11 protein-coding genes are annotated in these 19,077 nt (G+C 52.2%); all 11 read left to right on the top strand.

Going from position 1 to position 19,077, the window contains the following annotated elements; translation table 11 throughout:
* Positions 1-18: 18 nt before the first annotated feature.
* The 11 genes from BMZ56_RS08185 to BMZ56_RS08135 all read left to right on the top strand — a co-directional run bounded on the left by BMZ56_RS08185 (position 19) and on the right by BMZ56_RS08135 (position 18,880).
* Entirely contained in the window at positions 19-570 is a 552-nt protein-coding gene (locus BMZ56_RS08185) for an RNA polymerase sigma factor (protein WP_090626077.1), read from the top strand.
* A gap of 103 nt (positions 571-673) precedes the next feature.
* Positions 674-1,804 carry a FecR family protein gene (locus BMZ56_RS08180; RefSeq protein WP_090626076.1) on the top strand — a complete coding sequence of 377 codons (1,131 nt, stop codon included), beginning with the start codon at positions 674-676 and terminating at the stop codon, positions 1,802-1,804.
* A gap of 108 nt (positions 1,805-1,912) precedes the next feature.
* Entirely contained in the window at positions 1,913-5,293 is a 3,381-nt protein-coding gene (locus tag BMZ56_RS08175) for a TonB-dependent receptor (RefSeq protein ID WP_090626075.1), read from the top strand.
* 23 nt (positions 5,294-5,316) lie between these two features.
* Positions 5,317-6,984, top strand: a complete 1,668-nt coding sequence (locus BMZ56_RS08170; protein ID WP_177195083.1) for a RagB/SusD family nutrient uptake outer membrane protein — start codon at positions 5,317-5,319, stop codon at positions 6,982-6,984.
* A 16-nt stretch (positions 6,985-7,000) separates the two neighbouring features.
* The gene (locus BMZ56_RS08165) at positions 7,001-8,020 is read left to right on the top strand and encodes a Gfo/Idh/MocA family protein (protein WP_090626074.1); all 1,020 of its coding nucleotides are present in this window, start codon (positions 7,001-7,003) and stop codon (positions 8,018-8,020) included.
* Position 8,021: 1 nt separating this feature from the next.
* Positions 8,022-10,691, top strand: a complete 2,670-nt coding sequence (locus BMZ56_RS08160; protein WP_090626073.1) for a PQQ-dependent sugar dehydrogenase — start codon at positions 8,022-8,024, stop codon at positions 10,689-10,691.
* A gap of 11 nt (positions 10,692-10,702) precedes the next feature.
* Positions 10,703-11,911 (top strand): MFS transporter, encoded by a 1,209-nt coding sequence (locus BMZ56_RS08155; RefSeq protein ID WP_090626072.1) that lies wholly within the window; start codon positions 10,703-10,705, stop codon positions 11,909-11,911.
* Positions 11,912-11,949: 38 nt separating this feature from the next.
* Positions 11,950-13,044 carry a Gfo/Idh/MocA family oxidoreductase gene (locus BMZ56_RS08150; protein WP_245893135.1) on the top strand — a complete coding sequence of 365 codons (1,095 nt, stop codon included), beginning with the start codon at positions 11,950-11,952 and terminating at the stop codon, positions 13,042-13,044.
* Between the two features lie 194 nt (positions 13,045-13,238).
* On the top strand, positions 13,239-15,884 hold the full coding sequence (locus BMZ56_RS08145) for a PQQ-dependent sugar dehydrogenase (protein WP_090626071.1): 2,646 nt from the start codon (positions 13,239-13,241) through the stop codon (positions 15,882-15,884).
* Between the two features lie 207 nt (positions 15,885-16,091).
* Complete coding sequence (locus BMZ56_RS08140) at positions 16,092-17,537, top strand: Gfo/Idh/MocA family protein (RefSeq protein ID WP_090626070.1); 1,446 nt, start codon at positions 16,092-16,094, stop codon at positions 17,535-17,537.
* A 173-nt stretch (positions 17,538-17,710) separates the two neighbouring features.
* Positions 17,711-18,880, top strand: coding sequence for an acyltransferase family protein (locus BMZ56_RS08135; RefSeq protein ID WP_218146515.1), 1,170 nt, complete (start codon positions 17,711-17,713; stop codon positions 18,878-18,880).
* Positions 18,881-19,077: the final 197 nt, after the last annotated feature.

The raw sequence follows: 19,077 nt of genomic DNA, 5'->3' as shown, positions 1-19,077 counted from the left end.
ATTGATCGTAAATTTCAGATGCAACGCAACGCAACATTGAACGACCAGATGTTGATGGAACGTCTTAGAAAAGGCGACGAGGTTGCTTTTGCCACTTTGTACGATCGGTACTGGCCGATATTATTCAGACAGGCACGTCGGTTATTGCAAGATGAAGATGAAATCAGGGATGTACTACAGGATACCTTCGCTACACTTTGGGAAAAAGCATATACCATTGAACCCACAATTTCACTTTCTGCGTACCTTCACGCGTTGGTGCGCAACCGGATATTGAATATGTTTCTCAGAAGCAAGGTGAAAGATAAATACCTGGCTTCGCTGGCCCACTTTTCCGATCAGGTGGAGGCTTCGGCAGATTTTGCCATCCGGGAGAAGCAGATGGCGCAACGAATTGAGGAGGAGGTAAACCAGTTGCCCGAAAAAATGCGTGAGGTGTTCGAATTAAGCCGGAAAGACAGCCTTTCCTATAACGAAATTGCGGGCAAACTGCATATCTCCCAAAACACGGTCAAGAAGCAGATCAGTAATGCCATCCGGCAACTCCGGTTGAAGCTGGGAATTTTTTAACTTTTTTTTCTTTTCGTCTTACACAAGGCGGCGCTCATCTTGTCTTAATGGAAAGTGCACGACTCCCGTACGCCCTTGGGCGCAACAAGTCGGCAACGTTTTTATGGATAAGAAGCACGCAGAACAGTTATTAAAACGATATCTCGAAGGACGGTGTTCACCCGAGGAACAACGCTTGGTAGAATTATGGTATCACGAGTTGCTGGACAGTGAAAAGCAGCGGGATAAAACAGTGATTGATGAGGATCGGCTGAAAGAACATGTTTGGAGATCTATTCGCAAACGACGTTCGGCACACCTACCCCGATTTGTAGCAGCGGCCGCCGTTTTATTTGCAATAGCGACAGGCATTTATTTATACCGGTATAAAACGTCTCAGGATCTGGGAGAGGCAACGACGTTACCCGCAAGCGCGACTATCCAACCGGGTGGGAACCGTGCCATGCTTACGTTGGCGGATGGAACGCAGATCGATCTGGACGAAAATCAGGCAGGAATTGTGATCGACACCGGTATCGCCTACCTCGATGGTTCTATGATTCAACGTCCGGAACGACCAGACATGCGACGGTTTGCGATTGCAACCCCAAGGGGCGGACAGTACCGGGTGGTCCTTCCGGACGGCACCAACGCCTGGTTGAATGCGGCGACAACGCTGGAATTCGAGTCGCGGCCCGGTGAAAGCGAACGCGTGGTTACACTAAATGGCGAAGCGTATTTTGAGGTAAGCAGTCGGCAGGGCAACGGCTTGGGAAAGACAACCTTCAAGGTAAAGACCGGAAGGCAGGAGGTGACCGTGCTGGGTACAGGATTCAACGTGTCTGCCTATGAAGAATCGCCGCAAACCGTTACGACACTGGTACAGGGCCGGGTGCGGGTCGCCGACATACATGCTGGCAGCAACGAGCATTCCACAGGAACGTGGGTATTAGAGCCGGGTTTTCAGGCGGTTACGACCGCTCAGTATACCCAAACATCGGCCGCCAATCTGGAATCGGCCATTGGATGGAAAAATGGCGATTTCGTTTTTGACGGTTCTTCCATTCAGGAAATTATGCAGCAGTTATCACGCTGGTATGACATCGATATACAATATCACGGGGCTGTAACCACGGAGGCTTTCGGCGGAAAAATAGCAAGGACCAAAGATATCAGAGACGTGTTGCGTGTATTGGAGCTCACAGGAGGCGTGAAATTCGCGATAGAGAATCGGACAATTATTGTAAACCCCTAAAAAAATGGACATGAAAACATAACTACACCCGCTTTTTTGACGTGGAGCCTGGCTTCACACTAACCAACCCCAATTGAATAACTTTTAGTAACCCAAATTAAGGACAAAATGAGATTATTAACATTTTTCATGTTGTTAACCTGCATTCAGGTAAACGCAGCTGCCTTGGCTCAACGCGTTACCTTAAATGTCAGGAACGGACTTTTGGTGGATATCTTCGATGAAATCCGCAAGCAAAGCGATGTCGACTTTGTGTACCGGGACGCCCAGATTAAGCGAGCAAACCGCGTAACGATTAACGTCCGTCAGGCGCCGATAGCTGAAGCGCTGGCTGTTGTTTTTAAGGATCAGCCATTGACCTACAAAATTGAAAACAACACGATTGTTGTACAGGAAAAAGAGGCCGTTGAAGCAAACGGGACCGTAAAGGAGCAGGTATCCGTGCAGCAGCCTGTTTCGGGCTCGGTCGCCGACTCGCTGGGTACGCCCATAGCCGGGGTTTCGGTAACCGTCAAGGGGCAACAGCGCGGCACGATCACCGGGCAGGATGGCCGGTTTGTTATCGAAGCGCAGTCAAGCGATGTGCTGGTTTTTAGTATGGTGGGCTACGAACCGCAGGAGGTAGCCGTGAGTACCGGAAATATACGCGTGGTACTGGCAATGCTGTCTGCTAACCTGGAGGAAGTAGTGGTGGTTGGATATGGCGTACAACGGAAGCGGGACCTTACCGGCGCTGTGAGCCAAATCAAAGGCGAGGATCTCAAGAATATGCCCGTCCGGAATGCAACGGAAGCGCTGCAAGGGCAAGTGGCGGGGGTACTGATCACCTCCACCGGGGGAAGTCCGGGTACACCGCCCGCGGTCCGGATCCGGGGTATCGGAACGGTGAATGATAACAACCCACTGTATGTGGTAGATGGGCTACCCCAATCGGATATCGGCTGGCTCAACCCGAATGACATTACGTCCATGGAAGTGTTGAAGGATGCCTCGGCAACCGCCATTTACGGGGCAAGGGCCGCCAATGGCGTGATCATGGTCACGACAGCAAAGGGATCGATGACGGGTAATGAGCTCCATAGCCTCGTTACGTACGATACCCATGTGGGTTTCCAGAATCCGGTCAAAACCTATGACATGATGAACGCCGCTGAATTTATGGATTATAAAAACCTGGCGAATGTAAACGCCGGTTTGGATCCGTTTTTCACGGACGGCGAGAAATCGGAGGTGTTGAATTTCCTGCGCACGAATTTTGGCAGTGAAGAAGGAACTGATTGGTGGAAAGAAATCAATAATCGGAATGCGGTTGTTCAAAACCATGGGGTTTCAATATCCGGAGGGATGAAGGACTTGGCTTATCGGACCAGCCTGCAATACATGGATCAGCAAGGGATTATCAAAGGGTCGGACTATGACCGTTTATCCTGGCGCAGCAATTTCAACCATAACATCCGAGACTGGTTGCGGCTTTCGGGCAATTTTGGCCTGATCAATGAAACCCGGGGAAATGTATTGGAGGGAAGCCCAGGTTTCAATACCGCATTTATTGCATTTGCTGCAGACCCGATTTCACCTGTGTATCGTACCAATCTGACCAATATTCCGGGCTTTTTGCAAGATGCTTTTTTCCTGGATCGTATCGACCAAAATAACCCCTGGTCGTTTTATGCGCCTATTTTGCTGACGAATAAGCAAAACCCTGTGTCGCAGACCGCTATTTACGAAGCGAACAAATGGCGGGGCACTGCCATTAAAGGAGGTACTGCATTGGATATTGATTTATATAAAGGGCTGAAATTCCGGAGTAACTTCGGTATCGACATGGCCCGGGGTGTGTCGGATGGTTTTACACCGGCTTATTACCTGGACGGCGAACAATTCAATTCGGATGCAACAGTGAGTAAAAGTTATTCAAAGACGGATTACTGGGTGTGGGAAAACACGTTATCCTACGAAAAAAGAATGGAAGACCATCACTTTACCCTATTGGCAGGTACCTCTGCCGAGCAATGGAAAAGCGAGTCTACCGGTGCCTCTAAACAGGGTTTGGTGTCCAATGATCCGAGCCAATGGATCATCGATGCGGCCAGCATCAATCCGGGTGCATCCGGTTCTAAATGGGAAATGGCACTCAATTCCTATTTCGGCAGGGTGTTTTATTCGTTCAAAGAGCGTTACATGATTACGGCCAATTTCCGGTACGACGGATCGTCAAATTTCGGCGATGGGCAACGATGGGGTGCTTTCCCTTCAGTTTCCGTCGGATGGAATTTCAAGGATGAATCATTCCTCGACGGCTGGGACTGGCTTAATACAGGAAAACTCCGTGCCAGCTGGGGTGAGATCGGTAACCAGAACATTAGCCGGGGTGCCTACCTGACCACGTATTCGGGCAATATGGGCTATTACCTGTTTGGGCCCTATGTTCCGCAACTGGGGGGTGGAAGTAACTACTTAGGCAATCCGCTGGTCCAGTGGGAGACCACCGAACAGCTGGACTTAGGGCTGGAACTCGGTTTCCTCAACCGGAAATTGAATGTAGTAGTCGACGCGTACCAGAAAACCACGGATGGTATGTTGCTCAACGTACCGCTTCCGGTATACCTGGGCTTTCCAAACAACCCTTGGAGCAATGCCGGAGGAGTACGCAACCGAGGTATCGAGTTCGACCTGTCGTACCAGGATAAAGCCGGAGAGCTGGGGTATTCCATCGGTGTGAATGCATCAACGTTCCAGAACGAAGTACTTAGCCTGGGAGGTGGAGAACCCATTGCAGGGGGAGGCTGGATCAGCTATACGACCACGCGAACCGAGGAGGGGATGCCCATCGGCTACTTCTACGGATTTAAAACAGACGGCATCTTCCAGTCGCAGCAAGAGGTGGATGATTACATCCAAACAGGAGCGAGGCCGGGCGACCTGCGGTTTGTGGATACCAATAACGACGGCACGATCAACAACAACGACCGGATCAATATCGGCGATCCGTTCCCGGATCTGACGTATGGATTGCGTCTGGGACTTGACTATAAAAACTTCGATCTTCAATTGGTGATGCAGGGAACCCTAGGCAATGACATCATGAATATCGCCAAAATAGACATGAAATCAGGCGTGGGTTGGTATAACGCACCCAAAGAACTGATGGAAGAAGCGTGGTCGCCCACCAACCCCAGCAATACGCAATTTGCCATCAATGCGACAAATACCAACAACCTCCAAGTGTCGGATTGGCTGGTGGAAGACGGATCGTACCTGCGCATGAAGAGCCTGCAAGTAGGCTATACCTTCCCGAAGACGATGATGGAGGCCATCAAACTTCAAAACATCCGTATCTGGGCCGGTGGGTATAACTTGTTGACGTTTACCAAATACTCCGGACTGGATCCGGAAATCGGAAGCGGGTCGCCTTTAAGCATGGGGGTAGATCAAGGATACTATCCGCAGGCAAAGTCATTTATGTTTGGAATCAATGCAAGCTTTTAGTTCGCATATAAAGATATTTTCTGATGAATAAGCAACAATATGTTTTAGGCATAGCCACACTCATGCTGGCGATTTCAGGATGCAGCGGCGATTTTCTCGATAGGCAACCATACGGTGTGTTAAATGAGTCGGATTTTTTTAAGACAAACGATGCGGGCATCAAATTGGTGACCAGTTGCTACCGACCCATGTTGGATGGATGGGGATATTCCATCAATAAAGTGGCGCTGGGTGATGAAGTGGTAGATAATGCCGACGCGGGTGGGTCGGATCCAGGCGACCGGCCACAGACCACCGAAGTGGGTAGGGGCCGCCCCCTGACCTCCAATCCGCTCCTGCTTGAATGCTGGTCAAACCGGTACAATGGTGTGGGTAAGTGCAACATTGCATTGGATGCCATTACCAGGGAAGGCGGCAACCTGGTATCCGGCGGCGTAGCCATACCGCAGGAAACGGTTGCCCGGTATTTGGCGGAAATACACTTTTTGCGTGCCTGGTATTATTTTGATCTCATTACCGTATTCAAGGAAGTGCCCTTGGTAACCACTGTGGAAGAAACGGCAACCCGTAAGGAAAAAGCGAGTATTGCTGAATTGCGGGAGCAGTTGTACGGCGACCTGGATGCCGCAATCAATGAGGCTAATTTTCCCCGATTGATGCAGCTTGCGGCATCGGAAACCGGCCGGGCCTCGAAAGATGCTGCCTATGCATTGAAGGCACGGGCGGCCTTGTTTTTTGCAGGGTTGATGGAACAGGGCCGCATGGATGGCGATGCCACGGCCGAATATACGATTGCCCGGACAGCAGCGGGAGAAGTGGTCAACAACGGTGGGTTATCCCTCCTGCCGGATTTCCAAGATCTGTATCGGGGCGACTACCAAACAGGACCTTTCTCAAGCGAGAACATCTTTGGTGTTTTGCGGGATTATAACCCGGCGTTCGGCTTAGGCGGCGATGCATTTGCCATCATGAATGTCGGGCGAAACAACATAGGGGGATACGGTGGAAATACGCCTACACGTGACCTGGCTGCTTCATACGATCCAACCGATCCACGGAAATTGTTTACCATCATCAGTCACAATGATATATTCCGTACCTCCGCCGGAGGTCAAGAGGTACACAATTACCAGGGCTATTTCAACGATTACAACTTACAGCACAGCCGCAAAGCATTCGTTCCACAGCAATACCGCGAGAACAACGATCTGTTGCGCAGCAATTGGCAACCTTATTGGATACGCTACGCCGAAGTATTGCTCATCTATGCAGAAGCATCGTTGAAGAGCAATGGCAGCACTGCCGACGTGGTGGAGCGGATTAATGAGGTGAGACGACGGGCTTTTGTTACGACGTCGAAGATGGATGACCCGGCGGTTTTCCGGAAATTCGCGGCTGACCTGAAACCCATCAATGAATCGTTATTTGAATCCACATACGCCGTAAAAGCGTCAGATGATCTGTTGGCGGCCATCAAACGCGAGCGGCGTGCGGAACTGGCACTGGAAGGGCTGCGGCTGTACGATTTAATCCGTTGGGGTGATTATGCCACTACCATGCAGGCGTTTTACGACACGTATGGTTTTGCGGATAAGGGACGGGATGCCGATACAAACAGTTGGCCATTCCCCATACCGCAGGTCGAAATCGATCGTTCCAATGGCAAGTTGACCCAGCATTCAAATTATTAGTACGTAATTTAGGAAGATGGAAGTAAAAACATATAACCGAAGGGGTTTTGTAAAAGCAGCATCATTGGCGGTTGCAGGGGCGGGGGTATTACACCACCCCCTCCTGCAGGCACGTCCTTTGGCGGTACCGCAGGGCAAACGGATCGGTCTGATCGGTTTGGATACCTCGCATAGCGAAGTGTTTACCCGGATGATTAATACGGGCGGTACGGAAATGCGCGAGTACCGCGTGGTAGCGGCTTACCATCCCGCGACGAACCGCGATATTCTCAACATCAAGCCGCAGATAGCCGCTGCGGTGCAAAAGCACGGTGCCAGGCTTGTAAATAGTATGGACGAGTTATTGGATGCGTGTGATGTGGTATTGCTGGAGACAATCGACGGGGTTCCACACTTGGAGCAGGCACTGCCGATACTGAAAGCGGGCAAACCCGTGTTCATTGACAAGCCGCTGTCTGCTACCTTGGAGGGAGCAAAGGCGATTGTTGCTGCCGCAGAAAAATACAAAACCCCTTTCTTTTCTTCCTCTTCGCTTCGTTTTGATGAAAATGTACAAAAGGTGGTGGCGGGAAGCATCGGCCGCGTGACCGGGGCCGATGTGTTTACACCCGCGGAGATGGAGCCTAGTCACCTGGATATGGCGTGGTATGCGTTGCATGGTCTGGAAATGCTGTATGCCGTTTTGGGGCAGGGTTGCACATCCGTGACCCGCTTGTACCAGGAAGATACCGACGTGATCATAGGTACATGGGAAGATGGACGGATGGGTACGGTCCGGGGCGTGCGGAAATGGCCGGCGGGAATAGCGGGTATGGCATTTGGAGAAAAGGGGACCGCGCCATTGGGACCGTTTTCGGAAGCTACTTATCAGCGATTGATCGGTCAGATCATTCAATTCTTTGACAGTAAAGTACCACCGGTCAGTGCCGCAGAGACGTTGGAGCTTTTTGCTTTCATGCAAGCAGCAGACGAAAGCCGCAGAAACCAAGGGCGGTCCGTTTCCGTAGCATCTTTACTAACTAACAACGAACGATAAGATGAGACAACCGTTGATTTTCTTTTGTCTGGGAGTTATTTTGTCTGCTTCGCTGGCATCCTGCAACCGCGCAGGCAGCAGTGATCCGACCGTGAAACCCGACAGCAGCCGTTACACACGAACGGTACTGGCCGAGGGGCTGGATGAACCGATGGAGATGGTGATCCTTCCGGGAAACGATGTGCTGTTTGTGGAACGCAAAGGCGGGGTACGGTTATACAAAGACGCTACGAAGGAGCTCCGAGCAGTGGCCAATTTCGAGGTGTTCAGCGGCATCGAAGACGGGCTGTTGGGGGTCGTTGCCGATCCGGATTACGAGAAAAACCACTGGCTGTATTTCTATTACGCGGTAGCGGGCGAGAAGGCAGTAAGCCGATTGTCGCGGATGGAATTCCGCAACGACAGCCTGTTGCGGTCGACGGAAACGGTCATCCTTGAAATCCCTACGCAACGTATCTACTGCTGCCATTCGGCAGGATACCTCAAGTTTGACAAGGCAGGCAACCTTTATCTCTCCACGGGCGACAATACCAACGCGGAAGAAACCAATGGTTACACACCGGTGGATGAACGCCCCGGCCGGGAACTGTCCGATGACCAGGCCACCACGGCCAATACCAACGACCTGCGGGGAAAAATCCTGCGGATCAAGCCGCTGCCGGAAGGGGGATATGCCATACCGGAGGGTAACCTGTTTCCCAAGGGCACTGCGGGCACGCGGCCGGAGATCTATGTCATGGGTGCGCGCAACCCCTACCGCTACAGCATCGATGCCGAAACGGGCTACCTGTATTTCGGGGATGTCGGTCCGGATACGAAACTGAAGGCCTCAGATGGGGAGCTGATGAGTTTTGATGAGATCAACCAGGTGCGGGAACCTGGGTACTACGGCTGGCCTTACTTTCTGGGTAACAACCAGGTCTTCGGAAAATACGATTATGCGACGGGGGAACTCGGTCCCGGAAAGGATCCGGCCAAGCCGATGAATGAATCGCCCAACAACACGGGACTGAAGGAGCTGCCCCCGGCAAAGCCCGCGATGATCTGGTACGGGAAGAACAACTCGAAATACTTTCCGCTGGTAGGCAATGGCGGAGCGAGCGCCATGGCTGGTCCGGTTTATCACAGCAAGCATTTCAAAAATGCACCGTATAAGCTTTCCGAATATTACGATGGGAAACTTTTCATCTTCGAATGGATCAGGGGATGGATCATGGCGGTAAGCTTCGATGAGGCCGGAAACTTCAAGGAGATGGAACCTTTTCTGGAGCATTGGAAATTCGATGCGCCCGTGGATATGCAATTTGCATCCGACGGTGCGATTTACCTACTGGAGTACGGTACAAACTGGTTCTCCAAGAACACCAACGCCCGCTTGGTGCGGATTGAATACGCGGAAGGGAACCGTAAGCCGGTAGCTTCGATTGAGGTAGATAAACAATATGGAGCAGCACCGTTGACCGTGTCTTTATCGGCCGGTGGATCCATGGACCATGACGACGGAGACAAGCTGTCCTTCCGTTGGCGCATGGAGGACGAAGACGATCAGGGCGAGACCGTTTCGCATACGTTTGCCAAGCCGGGAATCTACGAAGTGGAGCTGACCGTAAGCGATGGCCACGGCGGTGAAGGAACTACTTCGACCCGGATTTACGTAGGCAATACACCACCGGATGTACACATCCGTACCGCTGCCAATCGTAGCTTTTACTGGGACGGCGGTACGCTGGATTATAGGGTGGAAGCAAGCGATAACGAAGACAGCGTGTCCGTGGAGGATGTAGCACTGGCATTCGGCTACATACCCAATGGTAAGGATGCAGCGCTGGTGCTGAGCGGCGGACAGGATCCGAACAGCCTGCGTTACCTGAAGGGACAACAGTTGATAGCCAATCTGGACTGCAAGTCCTGCCATTCCATCGACAAAGAATCCGTAGGCCCAACTTATCAGGCGGTTGCTGCCCGCTATGCGGGAAAATCGGGTGCTGAAACCGTCCTTGCCGAAAAGATCATCAAAGGTGGCAGCGGCAATTGGGGTGAACGGGCGATGTCGCCGCATCCCGAACTGGCAGAAGGGGATGCACAGGAAATGGTGCGCTATATCCTATCGCTGGGACAGCAAGGGCAGAAGCTACCATCGGAAGGGCGCCTTCCGCTGGATGCCCACCGCAGCGGCGATGCGGACGGCGTGTACCTGCTCAGTGCCCGCTACACGGATCAGGGAGCAAACGGAATCCAACCCTTGAATGGGCATGACCACATCCTACTACGCAACCCACTGATTCAGGCGGAGGATTTCGACGCCGGAAATGTGCGGATTGCTACCGTCACCACGGCCTTTATGTCGTATGTGTACGGAATCCAGAACGGAAGTTATATTTCTTTCCGGAATGTCGACCTGACGCATGTGCGCCGGATCGGCTACCGGGCGCAGGCCAGCGGTGCGGGAGGTACCATAGAGGTACACCTGGACAGTATCGCCGGACCGGTGGTTTCGCGCATGGAGATACCGGCAGGTAATTTCAGCGGTGCAGAAAATGGCTGGAAAGAAGTGATGGGATCGGTGGATGAAACCGAGGGTAGCCACGATCTGTATTTCGTGTTCGTGAAGGACGAAACGGCGGATAAGGCGCTGTTCAGCATCGACTGGCTGAAATTTTATAACCGTTAGGAAGGGTCTTTATGCCGATGTCACTGCGGGCCCGCCTTTCGCTGGCCATGTTTCTGGAGTTCTTCACCTGGGGAGCGTGGTACGTGACGCTGGGAACCTACCTATTCGATCAGTTTGGCGCCAGCGCCGTGCAGGTTGGATCGGCTTATGCCAATTTTTCCCTTGCCGCGGCGTTGTCGCCAGTGTTTGTGGGATTGGTGGCCGATCGTTATTTTGCCGCCCAGCGTGTGCTGGGCGTGCTGCACCTGCTGGGAGCGGGTGTGCTGGTCCTGCTTGCGCATGCCGACGGCTATGGCACGTTCTGGTGGCTGCTGCTGTTGTATACGCTGCTGTACGCACCCACGATGTCCCTGATGAATTCCGTTACGTTCCGGCAACTCAAAGATGCCGGCAGGGAATTTCCGTTTATCCGCGTGTTCGGCACGGCCGGCTGGATCGTTGCCGGACTGCTGTTGGGTTACCTGGGCATTGAAAGCAGTGCTTCGCTGTTTTACCTGGCTGCCGGCGCATCGGCAGTACTGGGTTTGGTGAGCTTCACGCTTCCCGATACACCTCCGGACCGGACCGGGAATGCCAGCCTGGGTTCGGTGCTGGGAAAGGAGGCACTGGTGCTGTTTAAGCAGCGATCCTTTTTGGTCTTCTTTCTTTCCTCGTTGGCAATCTGCATTCCACTGTCTTTTTACTACAGTTTTGCCAACCCCTTCCTGAACGATCTGGGTATCGGGAATGCCGCGGGAAAGATGACATTGGGGCAGCTTTCGGAATTCTTATTTCTGCTGGTGATCCCGTTTGCCTTTAAGCGATTCGGGATCAAAGCGATGCTGGCCGCAGGGATCGTCGCGTGGATTGTCCGTTACCTATTGTTTGCCTATGGCGACGCGGGCAACGGAATGGGTATGCTGTATGTGGGCATCCTGCTGCACGGGGTATGCTATGATTTCTTTTTCGTGACGGGGCAGATTTATGTAGACCGTGCTGCGGGCGAGCGTATCCGCAGTGCTGCACAGGGCTTGATTACCTTTGCAACGTATGGGGTGGGCATGCTGATCGGTTCGTATGTTTCGGGATTGATCACCGAATGGTTTGCCCTGCCCGCGGGGGAGGCCATGCAGTTTAACTGGCAGGGAGTCTGGCTCATTCCGGCAGGCATTGCCGCGGTGGTACTGGTGGTGTTTTTGCTGACGTTCCACGACCGCCCCGCGGGCGAACAGAAAGAGTAATGGAACTGCCGATAAAAAGGCATCAAAAAAGTTAGGTAATGATGATGAAAATGGAGCATACTAAAAAAGTACGGGTATTGGTTGTCGGCTGCGGCAACATGGGAGCTTCCCATGCGGCGGCCTACCACGTAATCGACGGTTTTGAAATCTGCGGACTGGTGGCCAGGGGTGCCAGCAAAGAACGGCTCAATGAGCAGCTGGGAGGCGGCTACGCCTTATTTGACGACTATGCCACGGCACTGGCTGAAACGCGTCCGGATGCAGTTTGCATATCGACGTATCCGGATATACATGAGGCATATGCCATCCTGGCCATGGAGCATGGCTGCCATGTATTCACCGAGAAGCCGCTTGCCGATACATTGGAAGGGGCCAAGCGCGTGGCCGCCACGGCCGAACACCTGGGCAGGAAGCTGGTAATTGGCTATATCCTGCGGTACCATCCCTCCTGGCAGCGGTTTGTTGAATTAAGCGGTACCCTGGGTAAGCCGCTGGTGATGCGGATGAACCTGAACCAGCAAAGCCATGGCCGGATGTGGGACGTGCACCGCAATTTGATGAAAAGTCTCAGCCCCATTGTGGACTGTGGCGTGCACTACATAGACGTGATGTGCCAGATGACGGGGAGCAGGCCCGTTCAGGTAAATGCCATCGGCGCACGGCTCACAGACGATATTCCAGCAGATAACTACAACTACGGCCAGTTGCAGATCCGTTTTGAAGACGGTTCAGTGGGATGGTATGAGGCAGGTTGGGGCCCGATGGTGAGTGAAACGGCGTTTTTCGTGAAAGATGTATTTGGTCCGAAAGGTTCGCTTTCGATCGTCGCTAAAGATGCCGGGGGTTCGGGTAACTCGGATAATGTATCGGCCCATACAAAGACGGAGTCATTGCGGTTGCATCACGCGGAGCTGGACAGCGACAACGCATTTGTCAGCCAGGACGAGTGGATTGACCTAACCGATGAACCGGACCATCAGGAGCTGTGTAACCGCGAGCAGCGGTTCTTCCTGAAAGCGATCCAGGAAGACCTGGATCTGACCGAAGTGACGGCACATGCCATCACCAGTCTCCAGATTGCGCTGGCGTGTGACGAATCGGTGAAGACGGGAAAGCCGGTTTTGTTGCTGTAATCGACGCATTTTCGATGCCTCCTCGGATAAATCTATCGGGTAGGCATCTTTTGTTCCGTCTTTTTTTAAATTTGTGTACTTGCAGTGCCGCTGGCCGTGAGTTAACCAGTGTATTGTCCATGCAGCATCCGACGTACAGGCGGCAGGTGCTTATGGAAGCCCTGAAATTCTCAGTTGAGTAGACGATTTTTACAATGTTGACAAACTGGCTCAGTTATTTCGCAGGTTTCTTTTTTTTCATTCTTTGCATCCATGGGTGTAGGGACAGGGATTCAGCCCGCAAAACACCTCCCGAAACCAATCGGTTTACCTTGGTGGAACTGGCCAAAGGCCTGGACGAACCGATGGAACTGGGGTTCCTTCCGGATGGGGACATCCTCGTGATCGAGCGTAAAGGAGCCATCAAACGTTACAGCCAGGCAGATCGCGCGATAAGTATCGTCGACACTTTGCCCGTTTTCCATGGCTTGGAAGACGGGTTGCTGGGAATGGCCTTGGATCCGGCTTTTGAACGTAACCGGTGGATATACCTGTTTTATTCGCCGGACGGCGACAATCCGATACAGCAAGTGAGCCGGTTTACACTGGATGGGAATCCACTGGCGTTGTCCGACGAAAAGAAACTTCTGGAAATAAATGTGCAGCGTGAGGAATGCTGCCATTCGGCGGGGTCACTCAAATTCGGCCCCGACGGCATGTTGTTCATTGCTGTTGGTGACAACACGAATCCCCATAATCAGGGATATTATAATTCCATTGACGAACGCCCCGGCCGGGAATACTGGGACGCGCAGCGCACGGCAGCGAATACCAACGACCTGCGGGGCAAAGTCCTCCGGATCAAACCGGAGGATGACGGGACCTATCGCATACCCGAGGGAAATTTGTTTCCCGAAGGTACCCCGAAGACGCGGCCGGAGATCTACGCGATGGGTTGCCGCAATCCCTACCGTATTGCCGTCGATCCGAAGACCGGATGGTTGCTGTGGGGCGATGTGGGACAGAATACCATCGACGATCCGTCGCGTGGACCGATCAGCTACGACGAATGGCACCTGGCGAAGGAACCCGGATTTTTCGGATGGCCATATTTTGCCGGACCCAATGCCCCGTATTCCGATTTCGATTACGCCACTGGAATAAACGGCCCTTTTTATGAGGCGGAAAAGCCAATCAATAACTCGCCAAATAATACGGGGTTGCAGGAACTGCCTCCGGCGAAGCCTGCCCTGATTTGGTATTCCTACGATGAGTCAACGGAGTTCGACCACTTAGGTACCGGTGGAAAATCACCGATTGCGGGGCCGGTATACCACCGCGACCGTTATCCTGCCGCAGGTGCTGCAGCCGGCCGTAAGTTCCCGGCTTATTACGATGGCAAGTGGTTTATCGCTGAGTGGATGCGCGATTGGATCAACGTGATTACCCTAAACGATAACGGTGAATTGATCCATATCGAGCCTTTCCTGCCGGATGAAACGTTTTACCATCCCATCGACCTGCAGTTCGGTCCGGACGGTGCACTGTATGTGCTGGACTATGGCACCAACTGGTTTGCTAAAAATGTAGACTCCCGTCTGGTCCGGATTGAATACGAAGCGGGCAACCGCAAACCCATCACTTCGGCCGGAGCTGATGTGACTGCAGGTGCGGCGCCGCTTACTGTTCATTTCTCATCGGAAGGGACGTTTGACCACGATAAAAACGACCGCCTCACTTATGCCTGGGATTTCGGTCCGGATATTCCCGCTTCTTCAGACCCCAACCCGGTGGTCACCTTCGAGGAAGCTCGCGTGTACACAGTCACCTTACAGGTGACAGACAGTGAGGGAGCGGCGGCCAGCCAGACGTTGCGGATACAGGTGGGCAACAGTCCTCCTGAATTGACGCTCGACTTCGAAGGCAACCGCTCATTCTATTGGGACAATCGTGAGTTGGACTACCGCCTGCAGGTAACCGACAAGGAAGATGGCTCCCTGCACTCGGGCATCGACCCGGCATCCGTGAAGTTTTATCGGTTATATGGGAAGGCCGATGTGTTTGCCGAGTCCGGTGCGGCTACTTCAGCGGGACTGGAGCTGATCCTGAACAGCGACTGTCGGTCCTGCCACGCGCTCAACGAGGTATCGGTAGGCCCCTCGTATTACAGCATCGCGCAACGGTATACGGGAGATTCGACAACGGTGGACCGGCTGGCCAAAACCGTTATCAGCGGCGGTAGCGGTGTCTGGGGCGAGCGCGTCATGTCGGCGCATCCACAGCTTACGCTGGAAGAAGCGACGGAAATGGTCAACTACATCCTGTCGATCAGTAAGGTGAAGATCGAAGAACTGCCGCTGCAGGGCAAACACGTGTTCAACCTGCATCCACCGGAGAAAACCGAACAGGAAAACTACACGTTCAAAGCGGCGTATACGGACAAGGGGAATGCGCCGGCCACGCCGTTGACGACGGAAAGAAGCTGGACATTCCGGCCAACCCAGATCGGGGCCATTACCTGCGATGGTCATTCCCAATGTGACCTGAACGCACAGACCCGAACGGTGCGTTTTAACAGAGATAAGGCGTATATTCTTTTCCGGGATATCGATCTGACAGGTATCCAGAGCCTGACCTTGGGTGCCGACACGGCGCAGGCAGAAGGAAAAGTGGAAATCAGGATGGGGAAACCCGATGGTGAACTGTTGGGGCAAGCCGTGGTTGATTCGGACCGTCAGATCACCCTCCCGTTAGGTAACCGTCCGGTAATCGGAGATATCTATGTGATATACCGCAATGAAAAAGTCAAGTCGGCAGAAGATGAAGTATTATACCTCAAGTGGATACGGTTCAATCGATGATTTAAAGTACAAGTAATACTTTCCACGTCCTGGAAATCATCGAGGCCGCCCGGAAGTCTGGCAAAAGCGGGAAACGGGTAAGGCTTCAATCCAGCTTCAAATGTCCTTTGGTATAGGCCGACTCAAAAAAAGCGATAAAATGAATAGTTCACCTACAGAAAATATTACTTTAGCCCAGTAAACAGAAACGCTAAAACAATATACTCAATGAAAGAAAAAAGGACAAACAGTTCTGCGGTATCCCGCAGGGATTTTATTCGAGTGGGCGCAGCATCCGCAGCCGGATTTATGGTTGTTCCCCGACATGTATTGGGAGGCAAGGGATTTGTTGCACCGAGCGACAAATTAGTCGTAGCCGGTATTGGTGTGGGCGGTAAAGGGGAATCTGATATTGGTAATTTCCACAAAAGCGGAAAAGCGGAGATCGCTTACCTGTGTGACGTGGATGAACGCCGTGCGGCCAATTCCGTGAAGCGGTTCCCGAATGCGAAATATTATAAAGACTACCGGGAGATGCTGGATAAGGAACACAAGCATATCGATGCGGTGTCTGTTTCCACGCCGGATCATAACCATGCCATTCAAGCACTGGCGGCTATGCAATTGGGTAAACATGTGTATGTGCAAAAACCCTTGGCACACGACGTTTGGGAGGCACGCCTGCTTACGAAAGCTGCAAAAAAATATAAAGTGGTTACCCAGATGGGTAATCAGGGTGCATCCTGCGATGGTACGCGCGAAATCCGTGAATGGGTGGAAGCTGGATTATTGGGCGATGTCCATACCGTTTACTGCTGGACCGACCGGCCGGTGTGGCCGCAGGGTATTGCATGGCCCAGCACGTCAACTTCAGTTCCCCAAGAGTTGGATTGGGATTTGTGGCTTGGCACAGCACCCCAACAGCACTATGTGGATAAATTGGTGCCCTTCAATTGGCGGGGATGGTGGGATTACGGTACGGGAGCGCTGGGCGACATGGGGTGCCACCTATTGGAGGTTCCTTTCAGCGTACTGGGATTAACGTATGTAAAGGATGTACAGGCGAGCGTAGGAACGGTATATGTGGATGAGTTTAAACGCGGTTATTTCCCCGAGAGCTGTCCGCCATCTAGCCATGCAGTCATGACGTTCCCGAAAACTGCGAAAACGGCTGGTCCTGTTAAATTACACTGGATGGATGGGGGTATCCAACCGGAGCGTCCGGATGAACTCGGACCCAACGAGGCATTTGGAGATGGGGGCAACGGCATCCTGCTCATCGGCACCAAGGGAAAAGCGTTGGCTGATACTTATGGGCGGAATGCCCGGCTGTTGCCTTTGTCGCGCATGGAAGGACTAAATGTGCCTGTGAAATATGAGCGGGTGCCAGGTGGCGAGAATGGGCACTATGCGCAATGGGTAGAGGCGTGCCTTGCCGGCTACGGTAAAAAAGAGGTCAGTGCGCCTTTCGAGATTTCCGGCCCGTTGACCGAAGCCTTATTGATGGCTAATCTGGCCATCCGCGGAGCGGATATGCGGATTGACGGTAAGTATCCGGCCCGAAACATGAAACTGCTCTGGGATAACAAAGCGATGAAGGTGACTAATTTTGAAGACGTGAACCGGTTCGTAAAGCGGGAATATCGCAGAGGTTGGGAAGTGAAGGCAATTTGATATTCAGCCGATTGAATCGGTATAACTAATAGCTTGAGCCGCCTCGTTTTATTTCAAGGCGGCTTTTTATTGGTGTGAAATGCAAGTTACGCAATCGGTTGACTTCCGATATTGTTTGTTAAATGGCTGATTTTAATGTAGAATTGCTTAACCAATTAGTCAATCATTAAATTATGCAGCGAGTTGCATCTGTAGACGTTTACCGGGGGTTTGTCATGTTGCTGATGATGGGCGAAGTACTGAATCTCTCGGCGGTATCAAGGGCGTTGCCCGATAGTGCGTTTTGGCACATGTTGGCCTTTAACCAAAGTCACGTAGAATGGCAATGGTTCAGCCTGCACGATATGATCCAGCCCTCTTTTACCTTTTTGGTCGGTGTGGTATTGCCATATTCCATCGCCAGCCGTAAAAGCAAGGGGGCTACGTTTGGTTCGTTATTGAAACACACCGTCAAGCGATCAGTCATTCTGATCCTGTTGGGGATTTTTCTGCGTTCCATGCACGCCGACCAAACGTATTTCACCTTTGAGGATACCCTTACCCAGATCGGATTGGGGTATACATTTTTGGTATTGCTGGCGTTTTGCAAGCCTCGGACACAGCTGATTACACTGGGTGTTATCCTGATTGGTTACTGGCTGTTGTTTGCGGTATACCCGCTTCCGGATCCGAACTTCGACTATCGGGCCGTAGGCGTTCCTCCGAACTGGCCCTACAACATGGACGGGTTTGCCGCACACTGGAATAAAAATTCCAATGCAGCCTGGGCATTTGACACGTGGTTCCTCAACCTGTTTCCCAGGGAGAAGGTCTTTTTGTACAATGGGGGAGGGTATGCGACGCTTAGTTTTATCCCCACCTTGGGTACCATGATACTGGGGCTCGTTGCCGGCAATATATTGCGTGCGGATCTGGAGCCAGGGAAGCGTATCCGGCTGTTTCTGCAATGGGGCGCGGGACTGATAGGGATAGCCTTATTTTTCCATTTCATCGGTGTAAACCCGATCGTTAAGCGGATATGGACGCCTGCTTGGACGCTTTTCAGTGGCGGAATCTGTTTCCTGTTCCTGACAGCGTTCTACTGGATAATTGACGTCATCCGGAAAGACAGATGGTCCTTTTTTCTGAAAGTGATCGGCGTCAATTCGATTGCAGCGTATGTGATTGCAGACGGAGGAATCAAGACCTTTTTCCAGCGATCTTTATTTATTCATTTGGGCGCGGATTTCGATCAGCTGTTCGGCTCCGCTTACGCGACGTTGGTCTCCGGTGCCCTTGTGCTTTTGCTGGAATGGCTGGTGCTACATTGGATGTACAAGAAGAAAATTTTCCTTAAGATATAAGGGCTAAAGTTACTGCGGCATCACCCGCGTCCGGATTGACGTGCAGGCCATCAATACGCTGATATAAGAGCTTCCTGAGACGGTGTTTTCCGATAACGGCATGTGATTGAGCGTATTGATCATGATTTGCATCTGGATCGAGGAGGGAGGTGGGATCTTTACTTTTTCCTCTCTGTCTTTGCTGACCCGGCACAGAT

Source organism: Parapedobacter indicus (genome assembly GCF_900113765.1).
Taxonomy (GTDB): Bacteria; Bacteroidota; Bacteroidia; order Sphingobacteriales; family Sphingobacteriaceae; genus Parapedobacter; species Parapedobacter indicus.
The sequence above is the reverse complement of the archived record's forward strand: the minus strand, read 5'-3'. Positions and strand labels throughout refer to the sequence as shown.